A 7,338-nucleotide genomic window follows, 5' to 3' on the forward strand; every position below is an offset into this window, starting at 1 on the left:
ATTGTTCAGAGGATAACCAACTTCTCAACTTTCAACAGCTCATACTCTTGAGCGATTATTAGTCAACTAATGAAACAAAATCTTCAGTTAAGTATTAAAGGAACTGATTTCAAAACAGAAATTTTATCAGGCCTAACGGTAGCGATTGCCCTAGTTCCAGAAGCAATTGCCTTTTCATTTATCGCAGGTGTATCTCCATTGGTAGGTTTGTATGCCGCTGTAATTATGGGATTCGTGACAGCTGTATTAGGCGGACGTCCAGGAATGATTTCAGGAGCAACGGGTGCTATTGCAGTAGTAGTAATGCCATTGATTGCTGATAAAGGTGTGGATTATTTATTCCCTGCAATTATTCTAGGTGGTGTATTACAGATAGCTGTAGGTGCATTAAAATTGGGTAAATTTATCCGTTTGGTACCACATCCGGTAATGCTTGGTTTCGTGAACGGTCTAGCTATCGTTATCTTTAAAGCGCAATTCAGTCAGTTTAAAATAGATGGAGAGTACTTATCAGGAACTCCATTATATATCATGTTAGGTTTAGTAGTATTGGCCATGTTAGTGATCCAGTACTTACCAAAAGTAACGAAAGTAGTTCCATCTCCATTGATGGCTATCTTATTAGTATCTGGTATTGCGATTGGTTTTGGTATTGAAACACCAACAGTAGGTGATATGGCGTCTATCAAAGGTGGACTTCCTTCTCTATTAATTCCTGATGTTCCATTTGATATGGAAACTTTAATGATTATTTTACCTTTCTCACTAAAAGTGGCAGGGGTTGGTTTGATCGAAAGTTTATTGACATTAACGCTGATTGATGAAATCACTGAAACACGTGGTAGTGGAAACAGAGAGTCAGTAGCACAAGGATTAGCCAATATCATTTCAGGTTTCACTGGCGGTATGGGTGGTTGTGCCATGATCGGTCAATCGATGATTAACATTCAGTCAGGTGCACGTCAACGTTGGTCAGGTATTATTGCCGCAGTAGCATTGATGGCTTTCGTGTTATTCCTATCATCAATTATTGAGCAAATTCCTATTGCCGCACTTGTAGGTGTGATGTTTATGGTATCAATTGGTACTTTCGAATGGTCAAGTTTACGTATTTTGAATAAAGTACCTAAAGTAGATGTTGTAGTATTAATTACTGTATCTGTAGTAACAGTAATTGAAGATTTAGCCGTGGCAGTATTAGTTGGTATTGTAATGTCTGCTTTATCATTTGCTTGGGAAAATGCAGTGCGTATTCGTGCTAGAAAGAAAACAGATGAATTTGGTCGTAAGCACTACGAAATTTACGGTCCTTTATTCTTCGGTTCAGCAACGAACTTCTTCGAGAAATTTGATTTCAAAAATGACCCTAAAGAAGTGATTATCGATTTCTCTGAATCTAGAGTAGCTGATTTATCAGGTATCGAAGCAATCAATAAAATCAATGAAAAATATGAGCAATATGGAAAGAATGTAACGTTCATCCATTTATCTCAAGATTGTGTTGATTTATTGGATAAAGCAAAATCACATATAGAAATTGATCATGACCACGATCCACATTACGGAGTAGTGTATGATGCGTAGGTTATTGTTCATCCAATAAAAAAATAGAGAGTCAACTTTCGAGTCGGCTCTCTATTTTTATTTATAGTAAAAGGATCTAATCTTCCAAAGCCTTAAAAGGCTCTTTCGCATCTTCCCAAAACTCATTCAACTTTAATATTCTTGGTTTAAGGAATTCATAAATGGTTGGTTGATCATCTTGCCTGAATAGATTCACACCTTCCAATTCAATATAAATCCTAGAAACCGTTTTATTATTCCTGTCTTTTGCCTTGAATTCCCAAGTCCATTCTTCTTCAAGGACAGAATGAAGAAAATCCTTTAGGTCAATAAACTGTTGAAAATAGACTTCCTGTAGATCAAGGTCTCTATGAGTGACATAAATCCCAATACTACATTTCTGTTTATTAGCATCCATCTTGAAGAAAACATTCTTAATCCCCGTTTTGTAATTCACCCAATTGACCTTTTGACCTTCACTATTGGTAAACGGTTTCATCATTTGACCGAATCGAGTCCAAAACTCGGTTCTCATCTTGATATGTTCTTCTCTACTATACATGCTTCAATAATTTAATAATGCAGCAAATTTAAGGAACAATTAGATTTTAGTGAAAATGAGGTTCGTAAAATATTGTCGATGATCCGTAAACTGATATTTCAACTGAAGAGACGTGCCATCGATAATTTTGCGTATAATATCTAAATCATACTTTCTACTCACTTCTGTATGGGTAAGTTCTCCTTCTTTGAAGGAATAAGAACCTTCTGTTTCTTTTATGGTTACAGTTTGATCAACTTTACTTCGAATAAAACTTTTAGCAATACCTTCTTTCTCATTATAAGTGGCTAAATGTTCAAATTGTGAAGTATCGAAATCCCCACCCAATTCTCTATTAATTCGTTCAAGAAGGTTTAAATTAAACTGAGCAGTTACACCTTTTGAATCACTATAGGCAGGGAGAACTATTTTCTCAGACTTAATTAAGTCAAGACCGAGTAAGATACTGTCTCCAGAATTCATTACTTGATGTAATTGACTGAGGAAACCTCTAGCTTGGTCATCGGTCATATTACCAAGATTGGAACCCAGGAAGAGAATTACTTTCTTACGGTCACTTTTAAAATCTCCTATCATTTTAAAATAATCTCCACAAATTCCTTTAGTATTCAGTTGAGGAAGCCACTCTTTCATTTTTGCAGTAATGTCAATAATCGCCTGTTCACTGATATCAATAGGACTGTAAGTGACGTTTTCAAAATCAAAATGTTTCAGAAGTTCTTTCGTCTTTATACCATCACCTGCACCCAGTTCAATAATATCCAAGGGTTCATTACCAATCGCTTTGGCAATTTCATTCCCTTGAACTCTTAGTATTTCCATCTCGCAGTCGGTAAGATAATACTCTTCCAAGTTCATTATCTCTCTAAAAAGAGCCTCACCCTTTTTGTCATAGAAATACATTGATGATAAAAATTTTTGCGTAGCTGTTAAACCTTTCTCAACATGTTGAGCAAATAGCGTTTTTTCAGTAATCATAGTGTTGTTGTAAAATTGAATGAAATGGGTGTTATTTTGATTTAGCTAAACGAATACCGGTGTATTGCCAGCAGTAATGTGGATGGAAAAAGTTCCTGTAAGTATACCTACTGTGATTGGGTGATGTAGCAACACTTCCTCCTCTTAAGACCATTTGATTGATCATAAACTTTCCATTGTACTCACCAAGAGCACCGTCTGCAGTTTTAAAGCCAGGGTAAGGAAGATAGGCACTATTCGTCCATTCCCATCTATCGCCCCAGTTCAGTTGTTCGGAAGCTACTTCCCATTCAAATTCAGTAGGGAGTCTCATTCCTTTCCAACGGGCAAATGCTTCTGCTTCATAAAAGTTGACATGGCTGAGAATACCTTTTCCTTCTACTTTTTGCATTCCACCCAAGGTAAACTGCATCCATTCTTCTCCTTCTTTTTCCCAGTACAATGGCTTTTTAATATTATTCTGTTGAACCCAAGCCCAACCTTCATCTAACCAAAGGTCAAAACGTTCATATCCTCCATCTTCAATAAAAGCAATGAAATCATCATTACTCACATAGTCTTTTGCAATTTCAAAATCATGGATATAAACTTTGTGTCTTCCTAATTCATTGTCATAGGCAAAACCTTCTCCTTGATGACCTATTTCATAAACGCCTTCAGGTATTGAAACCCACTCATTGAAATACTTGACTTTCCCTTCTAGTTTACTTCCTCCTTCTTTATAAGTAGTTTTAAGAGGATGTCTATAGAACATTAACTTCAGATCTGTAATCATCAGTTCTTGATGTTGTTCTTCATGGTTAATACCAATTTCAAAAATAGCATTCATCTCTGAAGTGGTATTTCCTCCAAATAACTGTTCTATATGTTGATCAACATAATGTCTGTATTTATAAACTTCTTCAACGGAAGGGCGTGTTAAAACACCTCTACTATCTCTGGCCAAACGATCACCTACATTGTTATAGTAACTATTAAATAGGAAAGAGAATTTAGGGTGATATTCTTTGTACTCTTTCAAATAAGGTTTGAGAAGGAAGGTTTCAAAAAACCAAGTAGTATGACCGAGTTGCCATTTCATCGGACTCGCATGCAATGCCACTTGAGGAGTATAATCTTCGATTGATAGGGGAGCACAAAAATCTTCGGTTCTTTTCCTTGTGCTGAAATAATGTTCGAGCATAGTATAATGTAGTTGATAGAAGAAGCTAAATGATTATTTCAAATTATATCGCAATTTCTAGTTTAAGGGAGATAACTTTATGTAAAATCAGTTCATAAATTATGAAAAATAGCTCAATAAAAATAGAATAATAGCCGTGAAATAATCTAATTTTAATAAGAAATTCATTTTGATAATGAAATCAATGTGATCCAAAGCAATCAAATTAGATATTCCTTATATTTATTTTGTGTTACCAAAATTCTCAATTTAGAATTAGGTCTTTTATCATTTAAAACATGAACTATACTAAAATAAACATACAAACCACTTTTACTTTTCAGACTTTACTTCTTGTATTGTTTGCTCCTATTCTATTGGCTCAGGAAGAAGGATTAATACATGATGAATTGGTTCAGAGTAATCAATATGCACTGATTGTAGGTTCTGATAAATATGATGGCAAGCCCATGTGGCCTGATTTAGACAATGCAGAGAATGATGCAAAAAGTATTTCCAAGATACTTTCATCTAAATATAATTTTAAAACCACACTTTTATTATCTCCTAAAAGAGAACAAGTAGAGAAAAGCATACTTTCTTTTCAAGACAAATTAAAAGAAGAAGACCGCTTCTTAATATATATAGCCGGTCATGGTGATTTTGATGAAGAAAATTTTGATGATGGTTTTTTGGTTTTCAAAGACAGTAAAACAACACGAAAAGACCCGACTCGAAATACTTATTTGCAGTATAGAAAATTAAACGGGATGCTCAATGCTTTAAAAGCAAGACATGTGGCTATTGTATTGGACGTTTGTTTTGGAGGAAGTTTTAATACACAACTTAGATCGAAACAAAAGTTTAGAGGAAAAATAGAAGAGGAAATTATCACGGCGAATTTCCTAAGGAATAAAATGAATAAGACCACAAGAGTGTATCTTACTTCCGGTGCATTGGAAAGAGTAGCAGATGGAGTGGATGGGCATTCCCCATTTTGTAAAGCAGTTTTGGAGTTTTTAGAGGAAGATGAACATCAATTATTCACATTGTCCGATTTACATCAGCAGACCAAAAGGTCAGTAAGTGAGAGCCTGTATGGTTCTTTTGGGAAAGATGAATTGGGAAGTGAGTTTATTTTTAGCTCTGCCGACGATAATGTCATAAGTAATATTAAAGCAGACAATTCAATTCCTTTAAGTGAAAGTCTTGCAAGTAGAGGGCAAGGTGGAACGAATACGTATATATATATAATAATAGGAATGGTAGTAGCATTAGGAGGGAGTGTTTTACTTTATTCATATAAACAAAAGAAGACAATACTTGAATCAGAGGTTCCTGAAGTTGTCATAAATAAAGTAGCTCGACCATCAATTAGAAATGAAGAGGGTAAGGTTTTTATAAATGATGATGTTGTATTAATAGTAACTGAATCAAATAAACTAGAAGTTGATCACTTATTTTCTTTATATGAAATTCATTCTAAAAATTTACAACAGGTTGAATTGACATTGGCTAAATATGGAGATAATCCCCCAACAATGCTTTTTCATAGAAAGGAAACAGCAGAGCAAGAAATACAAAAGGTGATTGATAAACTGAAAGCAATAGCGAAAAATGACAAATAATAAAACATATTATATAGGAGGTTCTCAGTTTAATGTACTTTATGCTGATATAACCACGGCATTAACGGATGTAATTGTAAGTTCAGATGATACCAACATTACAATGTCGGGAGGTGTTTCTAGAAGTATATTGAAGGCAGGGTCACATGCTATTCAGGTAGATGCTCGAAAACATAAAGGATTGAAAGTAGGAGATATTGTGGTTTCAACAGCAGGTCATCTTCACGCTAAATACATTTTTCATGCTATTACATTAAACAAGGAAGTAAATCTTGTGATTGATCCCAAGACATTAGAGTTATCATTAAAGAGAATTTTAGAATTAGGGAAAGCATTACGAGTAAGGTCAATTGCACTTCCTGCTATTGCTACAGGAACGGCAGGGTATGATTATAAAAACTCAATTAAAGCAATAACAGAAGTGATCGGAGGTTTCTTGAAGGATAATGATTCAATAGAGGAAGTAAACTTATGTTTGTTGAAGCGAGATGAAATATCAAGAGAGCAGATGAATACTTTATTTGAGAATGCTGTAGAACTCGTTTCAATTAAAGAGCAAAATCAAGCGATCAAAAGTTTGTTGGAAGAGGCTAATGAGAGTTTGAAGCAAAATGACAAGGTAGATACTGACATGGTTGAGAAACTAGAAGAGGGGCTAGTGAGAATTTCTTCTTTAGAAAAAGAGGAAAATGGTATAGTGCCTACTAAAATCCCAGAGTTATTGAGTGATTTATCTCTATTATATGATCTCTTGCATTCAGTAAATTCAAATAAACATGAAATTGAACAGTTAAAAGAAGACAAGAAAGTATTGGAGCAGTCAATTAATTATCATAGAACAGCTTTAAGGCATTATGAAATAGAGAAGGCAAAATACGGAGGAGAGATGCTGCCTTTTAGACTCGTGATGAGTATTGAAGATGCGGAAAAGGAAATAAATTCAACCCAAGAGAAAATAAATTCAATAAATTCTCAACTAAAGTCTTTCCTTGAACTAGGAGAGTAAGGTACTGATAGTTATTTAATTATAGTGGAAGAGTGTTTAAAGTTGTGTAAGCACTCTTTTATTATTTGCGTTTATTTAATGTAATTTCCCATAGAATATATTGCATTTAAAAAACCTTCTATTACCTTTGCACTCCCTTCAGCAAACGGCTGAGGAAAAAACAAACGTAGGGGTTGTCCTACGTGATAACCCGATTAGGGTAATTGATATAATGAAAAGGTATTTGATTTTGTTGAAAATCAGCGATGTAAATTAAGTTTCTAAATAAAACAAAATAAGCATTGCAAATTAAAATTCTCTTCTTACCTTTGCACTCGCCTTTAATGAAAGGCTTTTAAAACTTCTCTTTTGAAGTAGTAAATAATGAGTGTTGAGAGCTGAGAAAATCAACGAAAAAACTTTAAAAATTTTTGAAAAAAAGATTTGGAAGTTAAAATAA

The 7,338-nt window shown here is 34.3% G+C and carries 6 protein-coding genes; 3 read left to right on the forward strand and 3 right to left on the reverse strand.

Annotated elements, in window-relative coordinates; all coding sequences use genetic code 11:
* Positions 1–69: 69 nt before the first annotated feature.
* Entirely contained in the window at positions 70–1,584 is a 1,515-nt protein-coding gene (locus PL77_RS27160) for a SulP family inorganic anion transporter (protein WP_044212439.1), read from the forward strand.
* A gap of 76 nt (positions 1,585–1,660) precedes the next feature.
* On the opposite strand, the gene PL77_RS27165 is transcribed toward PL77_RS27160, so the two are convergent.
* From PL77_RS27165 to egtB, 3 genes are read right to left on the reverse strand one after another with little or no spacing between them, the layout of a single operon-like run.
* Positions 1,661–2,125 (reverse strand): DUF4268 domain-containing protein, encoded by a 465-nt coding sequence (locus PL77_RS27165; protein WP_044212442.1) that lies wholly within the window; start codon positions 2,123–2,125, stop codon positions 1,661–1,663.
* Between the two features lie 39 nt (positions 2,126–2,164).
* Entirely contained in the window at positions 2,165–3,103 is a 939-nt protein-coding gene (gene egtD / locus PL77_RS27170; RefSeq protein WP_044212444.1) for an L-histidine N(alpha)-methyltransferase, read from the reverse strand.
* A 31-nt stretch (positions 3,104–3,134) separates the two neighbouring features.
* A complete protein-coding gene (gene egtB, locus PL77_RS27175) occupies positions 3,135–4,286 on the reverse strand; it encodes an ergothioneine biosynthesis protein EgtB (RefSeq protein ID WP_044212446.1) in 1,152 nt (383 codons plus the stop codon).
* 278 nt (positions 4,287–4,564) lie between these two features.
* On the opposite strand from egtB, the gene PL77_RS27180 reads away from it, so the two are divergent.
* The gene (locus PL77_RS27180) at positions 4,565–5,893 is read left to right on the forward strand and encodes a caspase family protein (protein WP_044212449.1); all 1,329 of its coding nucleotides are present in this window, start codon (positions 4,565–4,567) and stop codon (positions 5,891–5,893) included.
* Positions 5,883–6,899 carry a macro domain-containing protein gene (locus tag PL77_RS31120; protein WP_052444776.1) on the forward strand — a complete coding sequence of 339 codons (1,017 nt, stop codon included), beginning with the start codon at positions 5,883–5,885 and terminating at the stop codon, positions 6,897–6,899. Before PL77_RS27180 ends, PL77_RS31120 begins: the two co-directional genes overlap by 11 nt.
* The last annotated feature ends 439 nt before the right edge of the window (positions 6,900–7,338 follow it).

Source organism: Flammeovirga sp. OC4, assembly GCF_000812565.1.
GTDB lineage: Bacteria > Bacteroidota > Bacteroidia > Cytophagales > Flammeovirgaceae > Flammeovirga.

What these genes read in the sequence shown, in the direction of transcription:
- PL77_RS27160 (WP_044212439.1), top strand. Translation starts at nt 70, where the DNA reads ATGAAACAAAATCTTCAGTTAAGTATTAAAGGAACTGATTTCAAAACA.
- PL77_RS27165 (WP_044212442.1), bottom strand. Translation starts at nt 2,125, where the DNA reads ATGTATAGTAGAGAAGAACATATCAAGATGAGAACCGAGTTTTGGACT.
- egtD (WP_044212444.1), bottom strand. Translation starts at nt 3,103, where the DNA reads ATGATTACTGAAAAAACGCTATTTGCTCAACATGTTGAGAAAGGTTTA.
- egtB (WP_044212446.1), bottom strand. Translation starts at nt 4,286, where the DNA reads ATGCTCGAACATTATTTCAGCACAAGGAAAAGAACCGAAGATTTTTGT.
- PL77_RS27180 (WP_044212449.1), top strand. Translation starts at nt 4,565, where the DNA reads ATGAACTATACTAAAATAAACATACAAACCACTTTTACTTTTCAGACT.
- PL77_RS31120 (WP_052444776.1), top strand. Translation starts at nt 5,883, where the DNA reads ATGACAAATAATAAAACATATTATATAGGAGGTTCTCAGTTTAATGTA.